The organism is Streptomyces iranensis (assembly GCF_017874715.1).
Lineage (GTDB): Bacteria > Actinomycetota > Actinomycetes > Streptomycetales > Streptomycetaceae > Streptomyces > Streptomyces iranensis.
Genome location: NZ_JAGGLR010000011.1, coordinates 36,263 through 55,717 on the forward strand (window position 1 = coordinate 36,263; position 19,455 = coordinate 55,717).

A 19,455-nucleotide genomic window follows, 5' to 3' on the forward strand; every position below is an offset into this window, starting at 1 on the left:
AGCCCCATGACCGACCCGTCCCACGCGCTGGAAGAGGCCGTGGCCGAGTTCCGCAGGATCTTCGAGCGGCTGGAAGCGGAGGCCGGTGTCCGCGACCAGTCCCGCAAGCACCCGTACGAGTTCGTGCGCGAACTGGCTGACGCCGGATTCGGCCGTCTGCGCGTGCCGATCGCGCAGGGCGGCTTCGGCGTCGACCTGCCCACCCTGTTCCGCCTGCTGGCCGAGGCAGGCAAGGCCGACTCCAACATTCCGCAGATCCTGCGGGGCCACTTCACCGCGGTGGAGATTTTGCGGCACGCGGACGATCCCGACGTCGGCGACTACTGGCTCCGCAAGATCGCGGAGGGCGCCGTGTTCGGCAACGCCCAGTCCGAGGCGGCGGGCAGCAGCCCGGACTTCGGCATTTCGACACGCGTCCATGAGGTGGACGGCCGCAAGGTGGTCAGCGGGACCAAGTTCTACTCCACCGGCTCTCTGTTCGCCGACCACATCCGCGTCGCGGTCGCGGACGACGACGGCAACCGCTGGTTCGCCGTGGTTCCCGCGCGGCATCCCGGCGTCACCCACGCCGAGGACTGGGACGGGATCGGGCAGCGTCTCACCGGAAGCGGTACGACCGTATTCGACGGCGTCCCCGTCGAGGAGAACGGGGAACTGGGAGGGTTCAAGGAGAACCTGCGCTCCCTCCCGTCGTTCGTGCAGCTCGTACACCTGGCAAACCTCGCCGGTATCACCCGCAGCCTGGTCGACGAGACGGTCTCCGTGGTGAGGTCCCGCACCCGCACCAGCCTGCACGCACTGTCCGAACAGGCCACCGAGGACCCCGAGGTGCTGGGCGTCGTCGGTCGCCTCCACACCCGCGCCCTCACGGTGGACTCCCTGCTCGGGACGGTCGCCGAAGGCCTTGAGACAGCCGACCGGGACGGCTCGCGGGAGGCGTATACCGCCAACTACATCGATGTGTCGGCCGCGCAGGTCGCCATCATCGAGGCGGTTCTCGACGCCGCGACCATCGCCTTCAACGCGGGCGGCTCGTCAGCGGTCCGGGAGAGTGCCCGCCTCGACCGGCACTGGCGCAACGCCCGCACCCTCGCCTCACACAACCCGGTCATATACAAGCCAAGAGTCATCGGCGCGTTCGTCGTCAACGGTGTCGCCCCGCAGTCGTCGTACGACCGCGGTCGGCGTTCCCAGGAGGGACAGCAACAGTGACCCGCCCCTTGCACATCAACGTCAATATCCTCAACGCCGGTGTCTTCGGCGGTTCGTGGCGCTTCCCCGGGACCGACGGGCGGGCGAGTTACACGATCGAGCACTACACCAGGATCGCGAAGAAGGCGGAGGCGGCGAAGCTCGACGCGGTGTTCCTGGCCGACGGCCCGGTCCTCGAGCCTCTCGTCCGCCACCGGCCCGGCAACAACCTGGAACCGACCACCGTACTGGCGCGGATCGCCGCCCGGACCGAGCGCATCGGACTGATCGGGACGCTCTCGTCGAGCTACAACGACCCGATCGAACTCGCCCGCCGGGTGGGCGACCTGGATTACCTCAGCGGTGGCCGGGTCGGATGGAACGTCGTCACCACCGCCGGCGCCGCCGCCGCACGCAACTTCGGACGGACCGGCGAGCCCGAGCACGCGCAGAGGTATCGACGGGCGGCGGAATTCACCCACCAGGTCATCGCCCAGTGGGCGGACCGGCGGACCTTCGTCTCTCCGCAGGGACGCCCCGTCGTCGTGCAGGCCGGTGGATCCAGTGACGGACGCCGCCTGGCCTCGCGCGTCGGTGAAGTGATCTTCTCCGCGGACCAGGACATCGACCATGCCCGCGCGTTCCGTGACGAGATCCGCGCGGGGGCACTGGAGTTCGGACGCCGTCCCCAGGACGTCGTCGTCCTGCCCGGCCTCTCGACCGTACTCGGCAGCACCGAGGAGGAGGCCCGGAGACGGCGCGAGACGCTCGACGAGATCCTTCCCGACGCCTACGCACGCCAACGCCTCGCGGGTCAGCTCGGCTTCTCCCTGGAGGGACTGCCGGACGATGAACCCATCCCGCGCGAGCTGCTGGTCGAGCCGGACCGGGCCGGTGGCTCGCAGACCTTCTACCGGGTCGTGAAAGCCATCATCGACAAGGAGAATCCCACGCTCGGCCGGCTGCTGCGCAAACTGAGCGGCGGTGGCGGCCACCGGATCGTGGTCGGCACTCCGGAGCAGGTCGCCGACGACATCCAGCTGTGGTTCCAGGAGGGCGCGGCGGATGGCTTCAACGTCATGCCCGATGTGCTGCCGTCCGGGTTCGATGACTTTGTCGATCACGTGATCCCAGAACTCCGGCGCCGTGGTCTCTTCCGCCATGAGTACGACGACACCACGTTGCGGGGCCATCTGGGCCTCGAGACGCCGGGCCGACCGCGGCCGTCCCGCGGGTCCGCCGTGCCCGAGGCCGCCCGCTAGGCAAGGGGAGCAGAACACCACATGACCAGAACCATCGTCCTCGACCTCGCGGTCGGGTCCATCCTCTCCGTCGCCGACGCGACCGGGATCGTCGCGGCCGCCCGCGATACGGGCGTGACCGCGGTGCGCCTTCTCGACGGCGGTCCGGATGACGTACTCGACCCCACGGTGGTCGCCGCTCACCTCGCCGGCCGTTTCCCCGAGTCCCACTGGATCGTCGATGCCCCGACGACGCACAACGCGCCGTACAACCTCGCCCGCCGGGTGCTGTCGCTGGACCGGGCCACCGCGGGCCGCTCCGGCCTGGCCCTGCGAGCGGGAGACGGTGACGAGGTCAGTGAGGCCACAGCGCCCGACCGTTCGGCCACGGCGCGGCACCGGCGCTGGGCCGAATACGCGGGCGTCCTCACCGGCCTGTGGGAGAGCTTTCCCGCCGCGGCGTTGCTCGGCGACCAGGCCACCGGCGTCTTCGCGGAGGACACTCTCATCACGTCGATCGACCACGAGGGCCGTTTCTACCGAGTGGCGGGGCCACTCGACGGACCGTCCTCGCCGCAGGATCGGCCGGTGCTTGTCGCCGACGCTCGCGACGATCTGGACTGGGCCGATGTCGTGGCCCTGGCCGATGCCGTCGTCATCTCCCGGGCCAGGGCGTCAGAGGTGACCGCGCGGCTGGCCGAGGCGTTCGACCGCGTCGGCCGACGGCGCGGGGACATCGCGGTGCTCGGCAGGGTCGAACTGCCGGCGGATGACACCCCCGCGGAGCGGACCGCCGCCCAGTTGGCCGACTGGGTCGAGCGGTACGGCTTCGACGGGCTGGAGCTCGCCCCGACGGGGGACCACGACCGGCTGCTCGCTGTGGTGCGAGCACTCGTGCCACGCCTCGGGCTCTCCGGCGGAGCGACTCTGCGCGCCGCCCTCGGCCTGCCCGAACCGATCGGAGCCGGTTCATGACCTGGACGCTCCACGACGCCGACCACGACGCCGACCACGACGCCGACCACGCCACAGAGCGGGCCACCGACCAGGCCACCGAGCGGGCCGCTCCGCCGACCGTCGCGGGCATCCGCACCGCGATCGCTCCGGTCCTGGCGGAGCTGGCCGCGACCGCCCGCCGCCGTGAAGGCACCCGGAACTATCCGTTCGGGCAGGTACGTGCGCTCGCCGAGGCACGGCTGCTGCTGATCGGCGTTCCGGCGGAGGACGGTGGTGCGGGCGGCACGGTCCGTGACATCGCCGAGGTGGTCATCGACCTGGCCCGTGCCGACTCAGGCGTCGCCCAGGCGTTCCGGTCGAGCTTCCTGACGGCCAACCACGTCACCACGCGCCACGACCTGCCCCAGCGGGAGCGTTCGCTCGAGCGGCTCCGACGCGGTGACCTCTTCGCCGGTACCGGCAACGAACGAAGCGGTGGCGCGAGTGGCTCGGTGGCCACCACCATCCGCGGCGACGGCGCGGGCTACGTGCTGAACGGCACCAAGTACTACAGCACCGGCGGTCTCTACGCGGACTGGTTCGGTGGCACAGCGGTAGCCGACGACGGCGACATCGTCCAGTTCACCGTTCCCACCGATCGGGAAGGCGTCGAACTGCTCGACGACTTCGACGCCGTCGGCCAGCGCCTCACGGCCAGCGGAACCACCCGGCTGACCGACGTCCGCGTCACCGACGACGAACTCGTCCGCACGGACAAGGCGAAGCTGCGCAATCCGTGGCTGGGGTCGTTCGCGCAGCTGTACCTGGCCTCGATCCAGGCCGGTATCGCCGCCGCCGCGCTCGACGATGCGATCTGGTTCGGGCGGAAGAAGGCTCGTCCGATCAAACACAGCACGGCGGACACGAGCATCGACGACCCGTACGTCCGGCATGTCGTGGGCCAGATCTCCGCCCGCGCACACGCTGCCCGGTCCTCCGTCGTCCTCGCGGCCGAGACCCTGGAGCAGGTCCGGCACACCCCGGACCACGAGGTCCGCGCGGCCGGTGCCACCGCGGCCATCGCCGTCGCCCAGGCGCAGTACCTCGCCGTCGAGTCGGCTCTCAAGGCGGGGGAGCTGCTCTTCGACGTGGGCGGAGGCTCCGCGACCGACCGGGAGTACGCCTTCGACCGGCACTGGCGCAACGCCCGGACCGTCGCCAACCACAATCCCCGGGACTGGAAGGCCGCCGTGGTCGGTGCCTACCACCTCGCCGGTGAGGAACCACCGACCACCGGGCTCTTCTGAGAGCACGCCCGGCCCGCAACCGCTGCCACGTCCTCCGACGTCCGCGAAAGGACACCCATTCATGCCGGCCTCCGGACCCTTCGAAACCACTCACCACGCGGCGGACGACCGCTACACCGGGCAGGAGTACCGCCGCACCGGGAACTCGGGCCTCGACCTGCCCGCCTTCTCCTTCGGCCTCTGGCAGAAGTTCGGGGCCGACTTCCCCTACGAAACCCAGCGCGAGATCGTGCTGCACGCCTTCGACCTCGGGATCACCCACTTCGACAACGCCAACCGCTACGGCCCCCCGCACCGCGCCGCGGAGAAGTTCTTCGGCACGGTGCTGAGGAGGGACCTCGCCCCCTATCGGGACGAGCTCATTCTGTCGACCAAGGCCGGCAACCCGATCGGCCCGAGCCCCTACCACAAGGGGGGCTCGCGCAAGTCGCTGCTGACCTCGCTCGACCACAGCCTGCGTGACCTCGGCACCGATTACGTCGACATCTTCTACAGCCACAGCCCCGACCTCGCCACTCCGCTGGAGGAGACGGTCGGCGCCCTGGTCACCGCGGTCCGGTCCGGGAAGGCGCTGTACGCCGGACTCTCCAACTACACCCCGGAGCGCGCCCATGAGGCGGCCGAGTTGCTCCGCCGGGCGGGGGTTCCCCTGCTGGTGCACCAGCCACGGTATTCGATCTTCGATCGCCGCCCGGAGATCAACGGTCTGCTCAAGCTGGCCGCCGAGGACGGCTTCGGCCTCGTCGTCTACAGCCCGCTGGCCCAGGGACTGCTGACCAACAAGTACCTCGACGGCGTGATCCCTCCCAACGCCCGCGCCCAGAACAGCGCCTTCCTGTCGGCCGATGACATCGACGACACCTACCGCGAACGAGCCACGGCCCTCGACGAGATCGCCCGGGGACGCGGACAGTCACTGGCGCAGCTCGCACTGCAATGGGTGCTGCGGCAGCCGCAGGTGACCAGCGCGCTCATCGGCGCGAGTTCGACCTGGCAGCTGGACCACAACACCCAAGCGCTGGACTTCCCGCCGCTGACCGATGAGGAGCTCGCGCTCATCGACCGGCACGGCGTCCACGGGACCGGTGTCCGTGTCTGAGCGGACCCCCGAGCGGGCCGGGGCGGTCGGAGCCGGGGTGGCGGACGGCCGCCCCTTCCGGCTCTGCTTCCTGCTCCACCTCGACTCGGACCTAGCCCCCGCCGCGGCCTACCGCCAGGCCATCGACCTGTTCGTCGCCGCCGAGCGACTCGGCTACGACTCGGGCTGGGTGATCCACCGCCACTTCCGCCAGGGCAACGAACATGTCTCCGCCCCACTGGTCCTGCTGGCCGCGATCGCCGAGCACACCAGCCGCATCCGGCTCGGTACCGGTGTGTTCGTCCTGCCGCTGGCCGATCCCCTGGTGGTCGCCGAGGACGCGGCCGTGCTCGACGAGCTCAGCGGCGGACGGGTCGAACTGGGCATCGGCTCGGGGCCGTTCCCCACGGCCTGGGAGGCGTTCGGCCGCAGCCTCGATGACAAGCAGGCACTCTTCGACCGGAACGTGGCGAAACTCCACGAGGTCCTGGAGGGGCGTCCGGTCAACACCGCCGGGGAAGTGCTTCACCCACCGGACACCGGAGTGCGGCGGCGGCTGTGGCAGGCGACCACGAGCGACCCCGTACGGGCCGTCGACGCGGCGATCGCGGCCGCCAGGACTGGCGACGGGTTGCAGCTCTCCCGGGCCGGCGACTGGGCCGGTCGACAGAGCACCGGGCAGCAAGCGGATATCGTCGCCTCGTACCGCCGAGCCGCGGCCGAGGCCGGGTACGAACCGCGCGTCCAGGTCTCGCGCGCGGTCTATCCGCACCCCGACAGCGCCGGTGCCCTCCGCGCCGTCGCCCCCGGTGTACGCCGCTGGCAGTCATGGGGATCGAGGCGCCGCGACGACGTCGAGCTCAGCGTCGAGGAATACCTCGAACGCGACCGATCGCTGTTCGGACCGGCCGGTGCGGTCGCCGAGTCGCTCGCCGCCGATCCGTCCCTTGCCGGAGCCACCGATCTGCTCGTGAGCTTCGTCCCCGGCGTGCCGGAGTTCGACGAGCACATCCGGCTGCTCACCGCCACCGCCCGGGAGGTCGCACCGCTGCTCGGATGGCATCCGCTCCAGGAGCCGCGCGCCACCGTGTCCGAACCACCGATCCCCCGGAGGGGAGCCCCGCGGCCGTGACCGGCTTTCACCTCAACCTCTCACTCCTGACTCCTGGACACTTCCGGCAGGCGTGGCGACTGCCGCACGCCGATCCGTTCGCCTACTTGGACGTCGGTCATTTCAGGCGGCTCGCCGAAGCCGCCGAGGATGCCACGATCGACGCGGTCTTCCTCGGAGACGGTCCAGCTCTCGGAGCCGGTATCGAGCACGCACCGGATACCGGGCTGGACCCGCTGATCCTGCTGACCCACCTGTCCGGGAGCACGGACCGTCTCGGCTTCGTCATCACCAGCTCCACGACGTACAACTCGCCCTACAACCTCGCGCGCCGCTTCAACGCGCTGGATCATGTGAGCAAGGGGCGCGCCGCGGTCAACATCGTGACCACCGGAACCACCGCCGCCGCGGCGAACTTCGGGCTGGACGACCACCCGGACAAACCGACGCGATACCGCCGGGCCCATGAATTCCTGGACGCCGTCACCCGGTTGTGGGACGCGTGGGAGCCGGGAGCCATCACCGGCGACAAGACAAACGGCAGATACGCCGACCCGAAGCTGATCCACCCCATCGACCACCACGGCGAGTTCTTCTCGGTTCGCGGCCCACTGCCCGTACCCGCCGGACCACAGGGACGACCCGTGATCGTCCAGGCCGGAGGCTCGGAAGGCGGGCTGAGGCTCGCGGGTGACTTCGCAGATGTCGTCTTCACCGTGGCGCAGACCCAGCCGAAGGCGGTCGCCTTCCGCGATGACATCCGCCGGCGCGCCACGGCGGCCGGGCGCCACCCGGACGACGTCAAGGTCTCACTCGGCGTGGTCGTCCTCGTGTCCGAGACCGAGGACGAGGCCCGGCGCCGGGAGCGGGAACTGTACGGAACGCTCCCGCTGAAGCGGCTCGCCGCGGCCGTGGTCACCGGTCTCGGTCTGCCCGCGGGCAGGTTCGGGCCCGACGACACCATCACGATCGACGACCTCCCGGACACTCCGGCGGAAGGGGCGTTCTCCATCGGCTTCAACGAGTCGACGCGTGCCCTGATCGCCGAGCGCCCCCGCACACCGCGGGAACTGGTCCACCGCTCGGCCGGTGGAGCGGGCCATCGGCTCCTGGTCGGCTCCGCGACACAGGTCGCCGACGACCTCGAAGACTGGTTCCGCGGGGGCACGGCTGACGGGTTCACCATCATGCCGGCCGACACCGCCGTGGACTTCGAGAACTTCACGCGCTTGGTGGTCCCGATTTTGCGGGCACGCGGACTCTTCCGGAAGGAGTATCCCGACGGCACACTCCGTGAACGCTTCGGGCTCCCACGGCCGGGTGGAACAGCCGGTTGGCCGCGAAGTCGGATGCGATGGATCGAAGGTTCGTTCATGTGACCGCAACAGAACAAGCCATCCGCACCTGGTGCCGACCGCTCCGAGGGACGTGGCGGCTACCGCGAACCGTGGCCACGGCACCACCGTTGGCGCGCCCCGGCGGGGTCCCTCGGCTTGATTACGGCGAGGCGGCGGTGGCCCCGGTCGCCTCGCCGATGGCCGCCATCACCTCCGTGCGCCGGGGCTGTCCGGATGCCCTGCCGACGATCCGGCCGGCCCGGTCGAGCACTAGCACGGTCGGCGTCCGCAGGATTCCCAGCCGCTTGACCAGCTCGAGCCGGTCCTCCGCGTCGATCTCCACATGCGCCGTACCCGGCATCGTCCCGGCGATCTCCGCCAGCAACCGCCGTGTCGCCCGGCAGGGCCGGCAGAAGGCGGTGGAGAACTGGACCAGCGTGGCCCGGCCCCCCAACTCGGCCCCGAGCTCCACCGCCGACAGGCGCACCGCGCCATCCCGCGGCCGCGGCCGAAGTCTTCCGCCGCGCGTCGCACGCACGACTCCGAAGGCGCTCGCCAGAAGGAGCGCCGCGGCACACACCATCAACCCGGTCATGCCACCAGTCTGCATCCACCGGGCCCCTTCCCGGGCAACCGGCCATCGTCCCGTCGACACCGTTCCACTAGCATGACCGCCATGGACTCCTCCCGTTCGCCGCGGCTGACCAGCCGTCGTGTGGTCGACCTCTGCCGGGCCACGGCCTCCCGCTGTCGCTGACATCCGCACCGGTCATCGCCGTCCTCCCTCCTCCCGGAGTCCTCCCCATGCAGATCGACCCGCGCGGCCCGCGGTTCGCCGCCGTGCTCACCACACTCGTCCTGTCCGCGGTACTGATCACTGGCAGCGGTGCCCTGCTCGCCGCGCAGACCGTGGTCTTCGCGCTCGGTGCGTTCGCCGGCTTGCGGTACTCCCCGTACGGCTGGCTGTACCGAGTGGCCGTTCGGCCCGGACTCCGTCCGCCCGCTGAGCTGGAGGACGCCCGGCCGCCCCGTTTCGCACAGGGCGTCGGCCTCGGCTTCAGCCTGGTCGGCACCGTCGGCTACCTCGCCGGCGTTCACTGGCTGGGCATGGCCGCGGCCGGGCTCGCCCTCGCCGCGGCCTTCCTCAACGCGGCTTTCGGCTACTGCCTCGGTTGCGAGATGTATCTGCTCATCCGCCGCGTCCGGAGCGCCTGACCACGTGTTCTCAGGTCGCCCGGCCGAAACCGCCCCGCCCGGCTGCCGCCACAGCCCGCCGATGTGCCAGGTGCCGGCCTTGCCGGTCCGTTGGACGTTGTACGGATAGCCCAGCGGATGGGCGGAATCCTTCACCGCGGTCGGGTGGCCGAAGCCGTACGGGAATCACGCGGGGCACGGCGGAAGACGACCTGCCAGCGCAGCTGGGCTGCCCGGATCTGCCGGGACTCCTCGGCGGGCTCGTCAACAGCGTTGTGTTGCCGCCCCATTGCGATCGTGTGCGGCCTGGCCGGTGGTCTGCCGCAGGGCGTCGTGGGTGATGGTGCCGGACACGCGGCCGTCGATGAGGACCCAGGCGGCGCCGGTGCCCGGGGCGAGTCGGGCGGCGGCCTCGTCGGCGGGTTCGCCGATGCCCACGGCCGGGGGCGAGGGGAGGAGATGGTCGTGGAGCGGGGCGGCGGATGCCGAGGGGTCCCTGGCCACCAGGGCGCGGAGCGTATCGGGCCGGACGGCGCCGATGACCTCGGACACATCGGTTGTCGCGTTGTCACCGGAGCGGGGGAGACGCACCGGGACGAGCGCTCCGGCGGTGGTGAGCGCGTCGGCCACGGTGGCCGTGGAGGGAAGGGCGGTGAGGGGGGCCGGGCGGTCGCCGAGGGCGTCGGCGACGGTCGGCGTTCCCGGGAGGTCCTCCAGGAAGCCGAAGCGCCGCAGCCAGTCGTCGTCGAAGTATTTCGACAGATATCCCCGGCCCGAGTCCGGGAGCAGGACCACCACCAGGTCGTCCGGGGTGAGGGTGGCGGCCACCCGCAGCGCCGCGGCCACCGCGGTGCCCGCCGAGCCGCCCGCGAGGATGCCCTCCTCGCGGGCCAGTCTGCGTACCATCGTGATCGACTCACGGTCCCCGATCCGCTCGAAGCGGTCCACCACGGACTGGTCGTACGACTCCGGGTACTCGTCCTCCGCGGTCTGCGGGTGGAGGTAGTGGCCGATGCTCTCCACGTAGTACGGACTTCCGTCGCCGCCGGAGTACGTGGACGTCAGCGGATCGGCGCCGATCACGCGGACCTGCCCGCCGCTGGCCTCTTTGAGGAAGCCGCCGGTCCCGGTGACCGTTCCGCCCGTGCCGACGCCGACGACGAAGTGGGTGACCCGGCCGCCGGTCTCGGCCCAGATCTCGGGGCCGGTCGTGGTCCGGTGGGCCTGCGGATTGGCGGGGTTGTCGTACTGGTTGGCGTACCAGGCGCCAGGTGTCCGCGCCGCCAGGCGCGCGGCGACGTTGCGAACGTGTTCCGGATGTTCACGCGGGAGCGCCCCCGTGGTGACGACCACCTCGGCGCCGTATGCCCTGAGCGTCTTGATCTTCTCGGGGCTCGTACGGTCCGGGACGACGACGATCGACCGGTAGCCCCGCTGAGCGGCGATCATGGCCAGCGCCATCCCGGTGTTGCCGGAGGTCCCCTCGACGATGACGCCGCCGGGCGCCAGTGCCCCCGACTCCTCCGCCGCCAGGACCATGCCCAGCGCCGCCCGGTCCTTGACGCTGCCGGCGGGGTTGAAGAACTCCACCTTGGCGTAGACGGGGGCGGGCACCCCGGAGGCGATCCTCGTGAGTCTGACCAGCGGGGTGTCGCCGACAGCGTCGAGCAGGGATTCGTGAAGAGTCATGGCTCCGCCTGAGTGTGGCCCTGCGCGGGCCGTGGATATCGGTCAGTCGACAGTCTGGTCTGTTTCGTCACCTCCCGCGGCGGCACTTGCGTGGCGACACGCGTCCGTGGCGAGCCGCGTCCCCGGCGGCACGGCCGATCCGCGTGGACAGTGTCGCACCGCCGGACGGCGGAGTGCCGCCCGCCGGGTGGGACCCGGCGGGCGGCGGGTGTGATCAGCGGAGGTCCGGTGCGCCGGTCAGGGCGTCACTGCACGATCTTGAGCAGCTTGTTGGGCGAGCCCGAACCGATGCCGGAGAGCGCCCCCGACGTGGCCCCGTCCACCAGCGCGCTCCCCACCTCGGACGGGGACGCGGTGGTGTGGCCCGAGAGGTAGATCGCCGCGGCGCCCGAGACGTGCGGGGCGGCGAAGGAGGTCCCGGAGCCCGTGTAGGTGGCGGTGTCGGAGGTGTTCCAGCCGGCCGTGATGTCCGACCCAGGGGCGAAGAGGTCCACGGTCGAGCCGTAGTTGGAGTAGCTTGCCCGCGCGTCGGTGTTGGTGGTGGCGCCGACGGTGAGGGCGGTCGGCACCCGTGCGGGGGAGTAGTTCGCGGCGTTGGCGTTGGAATTGCCGGCCGCGATGGAGTAGGTCACCCCGGACGCGATCGACTTGGTCACCGCGCTGTCGAGGGAGGTACTGGCACCGCCGCCGAGCGACACGTTGGCGACGGACGGTCCGGAGTGGTTGGCGGTGATCCAGTCCACACCCGCGATGACACCGGCCGTGGTGCCGGACCCGTCATTGCCGAGCACCCGGACCGCCACGATCTTCGCCTTCTTGGCCACGCCGTAGGTGGTTCCGGCGACGGTCGTGGCGACGTGTGTGCCGTGGCCGTAGCCGTCCTGTGCCGTGGTGTCGTTGTCCACGAAGTCGTAGCCGTACGAGGCCCGGCCACTGATCTGCGCGTGGGTGATCCGCACACCGGTGTCGAGGACGTAGACGGTCACGCCGCTGCCGGCGCTGTCGGGGTAGGTGTACGTGCCGCTCAGGGGCAGGTTGGACTGGTCGACCCGGTCCAGGCCCCAGGGCGCGTCGGTCTGGGTCGCGTCGGCGTGGACCTTCTGGTCCTGCTCGACGGAGGCGACCGCCGGATCGGCGGCGAGTCTCCTGGCCTCGGTGTGCTCGAGCTTCGCCGCGTAGCCGTTCAGCGCCGCGGTGAAGGTCCGCTTCACCTCGCCGCCGTACCCGGATATGAGGTCCTTGCCCCGGGCGGAGGAGGCCTTGAAGTCGGCCGTCTTCTTCAGGGTGACGATGTAGCTGCCCGGGACCGCTTCCGCGGCTCCGGTGTTCAGGACCCTGCCTTCGGCCGGGGCGGCGTGGGCGGGGAGCACGGTGGCTGCTCCGATGGCCGCCGCGGCGGCGATTCCCGCGGCGATCCGCCGCTTGGTGGTACGCATCACTGCCATCGCGAGGGAGTCCTCCTCGGTCGGTGGCGCGCTGTGGTGCGTGCGCGCTCTGCTGGTTGTGGGCCTTGCGCGGTTCGCGGGGAGCGCATGGTCACGCTTCCGGCTCGTCGAGGATTCGCCGGGCCGTGTGCGGGCGGCAAGGGCTGACATCAACACGACACGCACACGTAGCGGTGCGTCATGTGCCGTCGCGGGCGGTCGCATTCCCGCAATCATCCGTACACACCGCGTCGCGTCCGGCGGAGCCGGGTGGGACGGCCACCACACGTCCCCGGTGGCTGCCCGTGGCCGCTGAAGCACACCCGACGCGCCCGCCCGCCGGAGGTGTCAAGACCCCGTGCGCGGTCCCATCGGTATCCGCTATGCGGCCATGGGCCTTTCTGATGTGCCCTTCTTCCCGGGCCGTGGCGGATCTAGCGTCTCAGCTGGACACGGTCCATACCGGACCCGTTCACACGAGCGCCGGACGTGGTTCGGACGCCGCCCCGTCCCCGGCGGGAAAGGAGCCTCACTGTGCCTGTCGTCGATCTCGTCGCCGATCTCGGAGAGAGTTTCGGGTCCTACACCATGGGCAACGACGCCGAACTGCTGAAACTGCTGACCTCCGCGAACGTGGCATGCGGTTTCCACGCGGGGGATCCGCGGGTGATGGACGCGACCGTACGCGCCTGTGTGGAGCGCGGCGTCGGCGTCGGCGCCCATCCGAGCTTCCCCGACCTGGTGGGTTTCGGGCGCCGGGCGATGGACCTGACCCCGGACGAGGTGCGCACGGACGTCCTGTACCAGCTCGGTGCGCTGTCCGCGTTCACCCGCGCACACGGCACCCGCGTCAACCACCTGGCACCGCACGGGCGCCTCGGCAACCTCGTGGTGACCCGGCGGGACTACGCCGAGGCCGTCGCCGACGCGGTCGAGGCGTTCGACCCGTCCCTGGCCATCCTGATGCAGGAGGGCGAGATGGCGGCCGTGGCGCGCGAACGCGGCCTGCGGATGGCCATGGTGGGCATCGCCGACCGGGCCTACGAGGACGACGGCACGCTGGTGTCGCGGTCGGAGCCCGACGCCGTACTCCACGACCCGGACGAAGTCACCCACCGGACCGTCCGGATGGTGACCGAGGGGCTGATCACCAGCCGGAACGGGGTGGACATACCCGTCCGGACCGACTGCGTACAGTTGCACGGCGACGGCCCCGCGGCATTGGAGCTCGCCTCGCGCATCCGGGACGAACTGCGGGCCGCCGGAGTCCGGCTGGCGCCGCTGGACGAGGTGCTGGGTGTCCGGGCGGCGTGACGGGCACCGGGATGGCAACCAAGATCGAGGTCTCGCCGTGCGGCGACTCCACGCTGCGTGTCACCGTGGTCGGCACCGACACCGACGACGTGTGGAAGGCGGTGCACCGGCTCGCGGGATGGCTGAACCGCGGCGCGGTTCAGCCCACGGTGTCCGCCGTCCCGACGTATGACGCGGTGCTCGTGGAGTTCGACCCGTACCACACGACGGCTGAGGCGATCGCGTCGCACATCGGCGTCTGGGAGACCCTGCCCGAGCAGGACGAGCCGGTCCGCTCCGGTGTCATCGACGTACCGGTGCTGTTCGGCGGGGCCGCCGGCCCCGACCTCGGATGGGTGGCCGACGTGATCGGTGAGCCGGTGGCGAGGGTCATCGAACTCGTCTGCGCGAAGGAGCATCTCATCCGGTGTCTGGGCGGTCCCGCCGCGTCGGCCATGACGGACGGACCGGATTTCCCGGTCCCCGTCCCCCGGCTCGCCACTCCCCGGCTGCGTGTGCCGCCTGGCGCGATCTCCGTCGCGGGCCGCCAGCTGGTCATCGGTCCCGTTGCCGCGCCCAGCGGCTGGCGGCAGATCGGCCGTACCCCGCTGGACATCCTGAGGACCGACGCCGAGGCCGTCGTGCCGTACCGGCCCGGCGACAGGGTGCGGTTCCTCCCGGTCGACCAGGCCGGCTACGACGGCCTTCTCGGCACCCCGATGCGTCACCGCCACGATGACTGACCGGCCCGAGCTGTACGCCGAGTCCGCGACGGCGGGTGTGGTCACCGATCTCGGCCGCACCCGCGGCCCCTCGCGCGGACTGGCGGTCAACGGGGCGCTCGACCAGTTCGCGGCGCGTGCCGCGAACGCCCTGGTCGGCAACGCGCCCACGGACCCGCTCATCGAGACCACCGGTTTCGGCCTCACCCTCCGCCCCAGCCACGACGTCCTGATGGCCGTCACCGGGGCCCCGTCCGAACCCGCTGTCGACGGCCGGCCGCATCCGGCGTGGACACCGCTTTCGGTGCGGGCGGGGGAGACGGTGCGGGTCGGCGTCTCCGACGCGGGTCTGCGTGCCTACGTCGCCGTGCACGGGTCGTTCGACGTGCCGCGGCTGATGGGCAGTTGTGCGCCGGACTCGATGATCGGGTTCGGCACCTCCGTCACCTCGGGTGCGTCCCTGTCCCTGTTCCGTTCCCATCCACCACTGGTGAACCGGCGCTTCGGGGCCACCGTCTTCGACTTCGGGATCCCCCGGGACATCGGCCGGGTGCCCGGAGTGCTGGACGTCATCGACGGGCCGGACGCCGTGGAGTTCGGCTCCGGGCTCCAGCGGCTGTTCGACTCCCGGTACACGGTCACTCCGCGCATCAACCACGTCGGTCTTCGCGTGGCCGGATACGTACCGCGGCGACCGGCCCCCGGGGAGGTGCTGTCGCGCGGCGTGCCGGTCGGGGCCGTCGAGGCCCCGGCGGGCGACGAGCTGCTCGTCCTGATGCGCGGCCGTGGGATCACCGCGGGATACCCGGTGCTCGCGGTGCTCACCTCACGAGCCCAGGATGTCGCGGCGCAGCTCAGGCCCGGCCAGGAGATCCGCTTCCGCCGGACGACCGCGGCCGCCGCCACCGCCGCCTACCTGGAGCGACGGCGGCTCCTGGACCGGATCGCGCTCCGCGCGCGAACCGCTTTCGCGGCACTTTCCTGACACTTCACATCCGCTTCCCACCCACCTTCTTACCGCACCTTCTTACCGCACCGCCGGAGGAGAATGAGGATGACTTTGTTCGAAACGCTACGGATGCCCGTGCTGGCCGAGCGGATGTCGCGGGTCAAGGAATCACCGAGTTCCCGCGTCGCGGACCGCGTGCGCGCCTTTCAGGCGGCGGGCCGAGAGGTTCTTCCGCTCACGATCGGCGAGCCCGATTTCGATACGCCGGACCATGTGAAGGACGCGGCGATCGCGGCCATTCGCGCGGGAGAGACGAAATACACCTCGGCCAACGGTACGCCCGCCCTGCGGAAGGCGATCATCTCTCGGCTGCGCCGGAAGACCGGGCAGTCCTACGGCGCCGAGGAGATGTGCCTGGGCGGTGGCGCCAAGCAGCTGATCTTCCTGGCGTTCGTGGCCACTCTCGACGAGGGCGACGAGGTGATCGTGCCGGCACCGTACTGGGTGTCCTATCCGGACATGGTCACGGTGAACGGCGGGCGGCCCGTGATCGTGGGCACCACGGCGGCGGAAGGGTACAAGCTCACCCCGGGCAGGCTGCGCGAGGCCATCACCGACCGGACGAAATGGGTCGTGCTGAACACGCCGAACAACCCGACCGGCGCGGTGTACGGCGAGGAGGAACTGCGCGGGCTCGCGGACGTCCTCCGTGCCCATCCGCATGTCTCGGTGCTGTGCGACGAGATCTACGACGAGATCAACTTCGGTGCCCGGCCGGTGCCCAGCGCGGTCACCGTCGCTCCCGACCTGCGGGAGCGCGTCTTCCTGGTCAACGGAGTGTCCAAGGCGTACGCCATGACCGGCTGGCGCATCGGCTACGGTGCCGGGGCGGCGTCCTTGTGCGGGGCGATCGGCACGCTCCAGTCGCAGAGTTCGTCCTGCCCGTCGTCGGTGAGCCAGGCGGCCGCGGTCGCCGCGCTCGACGGCGGCCGGGAGTTCATCGACCGCACGGTGCGGATCTACACCGAACGCCGGGACCTGCTCGTGGCCGGACTCGGGGAGATCGACGGGTTGCGCCCGACCGTCCCTCAGGGCGGCTTCTACGTATGGACCGACGCCTCCGCCCTCATGGGGGCCGTGACGCCGTCGGGGGTGACGCTCGCGTCCGACGCCGAACTCGCGGAACACTTCCTGGAGACCTCCGGGGTGGTGGTGATCACGGGGGACTCCTACGGCTTCCCCGGCCATTTCCGGGCCAGCTTCGCATTGTCCTCCGACACCATTCGAGAGGCCGTCGCCGGACTCGCCCATTCGGTATCCCTGCTGCGCCGCTGAAGAAATCGCACCGGCACGCGTCCCACCCGTGGGCCGACAGCGATAAGTTTCCTTGATGGCGGAAGAGGAAACGGAGCTGGATCCGGCGCCCATGTATGTATTCCAGCACTGCCGAGGAAACATGGCTGGCCACAGTTCCTCGATCCGGCGGTCGACCGGTGTCAGCCTTCCGGTGACGACGGCGTCACCCTTGAGAAAGGTAGTCCTCGTGAACAAGGTTTCCCAAGCCCCGCCGCGTGTGCAGAGGGTCGCCACGGACAACACGCCGAAAGCGACGAAAGCATCGATCATCGGTGGCCTCGTCGGCGTCTTCATCGAACTCTACGACAACGCGGTCTACGGCTTCGTGGCCGGGACTCTCGCGGTCGTGTTCTTCCCCAGCGACGCCCCCACCACGAGTGTCCTGCTGACATTCCTCGCCTTCGCCATTCCCTTCTTCTTCCGCCCACTGGGCGCCGCGGTGGCAGGGTCGTGGGGCGACCGGATAGGCCGCAAGCGGGTACTGCTGGTGCTCATCACCATGATGAGCCTGTCCACCGCCCTGGTCGGCTTCCTGCCGAGCTACGCCGTCGCGGGCGTCTGGGCACCGATCGCCCTGGTGCTGCTGCGTTTCATCCAGGGCTTCGCGATGGGCGGCGAGCCAGGCAACGGCAACTCGTTCCTCGCCGAACACGCCGGGGAGGGGCGCCGGGGGCGGGTGGTCAGCTACGCCAACGCCGCCACGTTCATCGCGATGCTGCTCGGCACCCTGTTCGCCGCCCTGCTCACCGCGGTGCTCAGCTCCTCGTCCATGGAGACGTGGGGCTGGCGGCTGCCGTTCCTCCTCGCCCTGCCGCTCGGCGTGGTGGGCCTGATCATCCGGCGCATGGCCGACGAGTCGCCCGAGTTCGCCGAGGCCGAGGAAGAGGGCCGGGTGACCGGCAGTCCGCTCCGGGAAGCCCTCGCCTCCCGCGAGACCCGCCGCGCGATGGGGACGACGATCGTGCTGCCGCTGCTCAACAGCTCCGGTTACTTCATCCTGTTCATCTACATGCCGTCGTTCATGAAGGACGAGATGCACTTCTCGGCCCTGGAGGGCCTGCTCGTCACGGCCATCATGCTGGCCGTCGGCACGTTCGCCGTGCTCTACGCCGGACGGCTGTCCGACCGGGTGGGCCGCAAGAGGATGCTCAGCACCTCGGCGTTCACCATGGTCGTCATCGGCTTCCCTTGTTACTGGCTGCTGACGCGGGGATCCTTCGCCACGGCGACGGTCGGCGCGGTGCTCATGTCCCTGTGTTTCGCCGGCACCAACGGCGTGATGCAGGTGACGCTCGCCGAACTGTTCCCCACCCGCGTACGTACCGTGGCGTACGGCGTCGGCTACAACCTCGGTACCGCGATCTTCGGCGGCGCCGCCCCACTGCTCGTCGCGGGCCTCATCGCCGCGACCGGCAGCACCTGGATCCCGGCGATCTACCTCGTCCTCACCTCCGCCGTCGCCGGGGTCGCCGCGCTGCGCATCCACGAGACGGCCTTCGAACCGCTCAAGCGCTGACCCTCACCCGCACATCCGAAAGGACGGTGGTCCCGTGCCGACTGCTGCCACCCACCAGGCCGGAACCGGACTGGACCGGCTCAGCGAACAGCTGGACAAGGCGGGCTTCGCGGCCCTGGTGCTGACCTCGCCCGGAGGGCGCCGGTATGCGCTGGGACGGACGCCCGGCCTCGCCGACGGGACCGCCGTCCTGCTCACCACCGAGGGCACGGTGACGAGCGCGGCCGGTGATCTCCCCACCGCGATCACGGCCGTACTGCGCGCGGGCGGCGTGGCGGGCGGCGTGGTCGGCGCGGAAGCCGATCTGCCGTGGGAGGTGTTCGGACAGGTCAGCCAAGCGGGAGTACGGCTGCGACCCGCCGCCGACCTGGTCTTCACCGAACTGGCGAGCGGTGAGCCCGGTGAGCCCGGTGAGCTCGCCGCGGTCGCCGCGGCCGCCGACCTCGCCGCCGTCGGCTATACGGCGGTCATGGACCATCTGCACGTCGGCATGGACGTACGGGAGCTGTCGGGCAACGTCGACCGCTCGATCCGCCGCGCCGGTGGCCTGCTGGGGTGGTACGACCCGTACGGCATGACCGGCCGGGCCGCCGGCTCGGACCTGGTGACCGTCCGCGGCCACGACCCCGGCACCGCCCGGCTGACGGCCGGGACACCGGTCCGTTTCGTCCTGCACCCGCTGCTGGAAGGGGTCGCCGGATACGCCGCCGCGACCGCCGTACTCGGCGAGCCCGACGGCCCGCTGCGCGCCGCGGGCGCCGCGTGTGCCGCCGCGACGGCCTCGCTGCTGGCGGCGCTGCGGCCGGGTGCTCCGCTCCGCGACGGCCGCGAGGCGTTCGACCGCGAGGCGGGTGAGCACGCCGCGGCCTGCCGGATCGTCGCGCTGCGCGGCGGCGGGGCGTCGCTGCCACTGCCGCGGGACAGCGAGGTGACCGCCGAGCCCGGCATGGTGCTCGGCGTACGGACGGAGGTCACGGTGCCGGGCCGTGGCGCGGTCGAGCTGGCGGAGACCGTCGTGCTGACCGACTCGGGCGCGGAGCCGCAGGCGCGGACGCCGCTGCGGCTCGTCGAACTCCACTGACCCGGCCACCGGCCACGACCGCATGAGGAG

At 70.9% G+C, this 19,455-nt stretch carries 17 protein-coding genes; 14 read left to right on the plus strand and 3 right to left on the minus strand.

All coding sequences use genetic code 11. The features are described 5' to 3' along the window. The first annotated feature begins 6 nt into the window (after positions 1–6). From J2Z30_RS20785 to J2Z30_RS20815, 7 genes are all read left to right on the plus strand, one after another. On the plus strand, positions 7–1,212 hold the full coding sequence (locus J2Z30_RS20785) for an acyl-CoA dehydrogenase family protein (RefSeq protein WP_044566985.1): 1,206 nt from the start codon (positions 7–9) through the stop codon (positions 1,210–1,212). Next, positions 1,209–2,453, plus strand: a complete 1,245-nt coding sequence (locus J2Z30_RS20790; protein ID WP_044566984.1) for an LLM class flavin-dependent oxidoreductase — start codon at positions 1,209–1,211, stop codon at positions 2,451–2,453. The genes J2Z30_RS20785 and J2Z30_RS20790 overlap by 4 nt, the downstream gene beginning before the upstream one ends. A 21-nt stretch (positions 2,454–2,474) precedes the next feature. Next, the gene (locus J2Z30_RS20795; protein WP_044566983.1) at positions 2,475–3,407 is read left to right on the plus strand and encodes an LLM class oxidoreductase; all 933 of its coding nucleotides are present in this window, start codon (positions 2,475–2,477) and stop codon (positions 3,405–3,407) included. Continuing rightward, positions 3,404–4,675 carry an acyl-CoA dehydrogenase family protein gene (locus J2Z30_RS20800; protein WP_078956408.1) on the plus strand — a complete coding sequence of 424 codons (1,272 nt, stop codon included), beginning with the start codon at positions 3,404–3,406 and terminating at the stop codon, positions 4,673–4,675. Before J2Z30_RS20795 ends, J2Z30_RS20800 begins: the two co-directional genes overlap by 4 nt. A 61-nt stretch (positions 4,676–4,736) precedes the next feature. Further along, positions 4,737–5,774 carry an aldo/keto reductase gene (locus tag J2Z30_RS20805; protein ID WP_044566981.1) on the plus strand — a complete coding sequence of 346 codons (1,038 nt, stop codon included), beginning with the start codon at positions 4,737–4,739 and terminating at the stop codon, positions 5,772–5,774. Further along, entirely contained in the window at positions 5,767–6,885 is a 1,119-nt protein-coding gene (locus J2Z30_RS20810; RefSeq protein ID WP_209468767.1) for an LLM class flavin-dependent oxidoreductase, read from the plus strand. Before J2Z30_RS20805 ends, J2Z30_RS20810 begins: the two co-directional genes overlap by 8 nt. Beyond that, positions 6,882–8,243, plus strand: coding sequence for an NtaA/DmoA family FMN-dependent monooxygenase (locus J2Z30_RS20815; RefSeq protein ID WP_044566978.1), 1,362 nt, complete (start codon positions 6,882–6,884; stop codon positions 8,241–8,243). The genes J2Z30_RS20810 and J2Z30_RS20815 overlap by 4 nt, the downstream gene beginning before the upstream one ends. Positions 8,244–8,361: 118 nt before the next feature. Here J2Z30_RS20815 and J2Z30_RS20820 read toward each other — a convergent pair whose 3' ends face one another. After that, a complete protein-coding gene (locus J2Z30_RS20820) occupies positions 8,362–8,796 on the minus strand; it encodes a TlpA family protein disulfide reductase (RefSeq protein ID WP_044566977.1) in 435 nt (144 codons plus the stop codon). Positions 8,797–9,005: 209 nt separating this feature from the next. Here J2Z30_RS20820 and J2Z30_RS20825 point away from each other — a divergent pair, with 209 nt between their 5' ends. Next, entirely contained in the window at positions 9,006–9,416 is a 411-nt protein-coding gene (locus tag J2Z30_RS20825) for a DUF4395 domain-containing protein (RefSeq protein WP_044566975.1), read from the plus strand. Between the two features lie 243 nt (positions 9,417–9,659). On the opposite strand, the gene J2Z30_RS20830 is transcribed toward J2Z30_RS20825, so the two are convergent. Together J2Z30_RS20830 and J2Z30_RS20835 are read right to left on the minus strand one after the other, a co-directional pair. Continuing rightward, positions 9,660–11,084, minus strand: a complete 1,425-nt coding sequence (locus J2Z30_RS20830; RefSeq protein ID WP_044566973.1) for a PLP-dependent cysteine synthase family protein — start codon at positions 11,082–11,084, stop codon at positions 9,660–9,662. 245 nt (positions 11,085–11,329) lie between these two features. Then, positions 11,330–12,529 (minus strand): S8 family peptidase, encoded by a 1,200-nt coding sequence (locus J2Z30_RS20835; RefSeq protein ID WP_044566972.1) that lies wholly within the window; start codon positions 12,527–12,529, stop codon positions 11,330–11,332. A gap of 513 nt (positions 12,530–13,042) precedes the next feature. Between J2Z30_RS20835 and J2Z30_RS20840 the strand changes: the two genes are divergently transcribed. From J2Z30_RS20840 to J2Z30_RS49745, 6 genes are all read left to right on the plus strand, one after another. Continuing rightward, positions 13,043–13,822 carry a LamB/YcsF family protein gene (locus J2Z30_RS20840; RefSeq protein ID WP_044566970.1) on the plus strand — a complete coding sequence of 260 codons (780 nt, stop codon included), beginning with the start codon at positions 13,043–13,045 and terminating at the stop codon, positions 13,820–13,822. A gap of 11 nt (positions 13,823–13,833) precedes the next feature. Next, positions 13,834–14,544 (plus strand): 5-oxoprolinase subunit B family protein, encoded by a 711-nt coding sequence (locus J2Z30_RS20845; protein ID WP_044580723.1) that lies wholly within the window; start codon positions 13,834–13,836, stop codon positions 14,542–14,544. Continuing rightward, positions 14,537–15,508, plus strand: a complete 972-nt coding sequence (locus J2Z30_RS20850; RefSeq protein WP_044566967.1) for a 5-oxoprolinase subunit C family protein — start codon at positions 14,537–14,539, stop codon at positions 15,506–15,508. The genes J2Z30_RS20845 and J2Z30_RS20850 overlap by 8 nt, the downstream gene beginning before the upstream one ends. Positions 15,509–15,577: 69 nt before the next feature. Beyond that, the gene (locus tag J2Z30_RS20855) at positions 15,578–16,807 is read left to right on the plus strand and encodes an aminotransferase class I/II-fold pyridoxal phosphate-dependent enzyme (RefSeq protein ID WP_209468768.1); all 1,230 of its coding nucleotides are present in this window, start codon (positions 15,578–15,580) and stop codon (positions 16,805–16,807) included. A gap of 208 nt (positions 16,808–17,015) precedes the next feature. After that, positions 17,016–18,344, plus strand: a complete 1,329-nt coding sequence (locus tag J2Z30_RS20860) for an MFS transporter (RefSeq protein WP_044566964.1) — start codon at positions 17,016–17,018, stop codon at positions 18,342–18,344. Between the two features lie 34 nt (positions 18,345–18,378). Further along, positions 18,379–19,425: a M24 family metallopeptidase gene (locus J2Z30_RS49745; protein WP_044566962.1), complete on the plus strand. Its 1,047-nt coding sequence runs from the start codon at positions 18,379–18,381 to the stop codon at positions 19,423–19,425. The last annotated feature ends 30 nt before the right edge of the window (positions 19,426–19,455 follow it).

Coding starts and splice junctions, on each gene's coding strand:
- J2Z30_RS20805 (WP_044566981.1), top strand. CDS start 4,737: ATGCCGGCCTCCGGACCCTTCGAAACCACTCACCACGCGGCGGACGAC.
- J2Z30_RS20830 (WP_044566973.1), bottom strand. CDS start 11,084: ATGACTCTTCACGAATCCCTGCTCGACGCTGTCGGCGACACCCCGCTG.
- J2Z30_RS20785 (WP_044566985.1), top strand. CDS start 7: ATGACCGACCCGTCCCACGCGCTGGAAGAGGCCGTGGCCGAGTTCCGC.
- J2Z30_RS20800 (WP_078956408.1), top strand. CDS start 3,404: ATGACCTGGACGCTCCACGACGCCGACCACGACGCCGACCACGACGCC.
- J2Z30_RS20855 (WP_209468768.1), top strand. CDS start 15,578: ATGACTTTGTTCGAAACGCTACGGATGCCCGTGCTGGCCGAGCGGATG.
- J2Z30_RS20835 (WP_044566972.1), bottom strand. CDS start 12,529: ATGGCAGTGATGCGTACCACCAAGCGGCGGATCGCCGCGGGAATCGCC.
- J2Z30_RS20825 (WP_044566975.1), top strand. CDS start 9,006: ATGCAGATCGACCCGCGCGGCCCGCGGTTCGCCGCCGTGCTCACCACA.
- J2Z30_RS20795 (WP_044566983.1), top strand. CDS start 2,475: ATGACCAGAACCATCGTCCTCGACCTCGCGGTCGGGTCCATCCTCTCC.
- J2Z30_RS20845 (WP_044580723.1), top strand. CDS start 13,834: ATGGCAACCAAGATCGAGGTCTCGCCGTGCGGCGACTCCACGCTGCGT.
- J2Z30_RS20850 (WP_044566967.1), top strand. CDS start 14,537: ATGACTGACCGGCCCGAGCTGTACGCCGAGTCCGCGACGGCGGGTGTG.
- J2Z30_RS20820 (WP_044566977.1), bottom strand. CDS start 8,796: ATGACCGGGTTGATGGTGTGTGCCGCGGCGCTCCTTCTGGCGAGCGCC.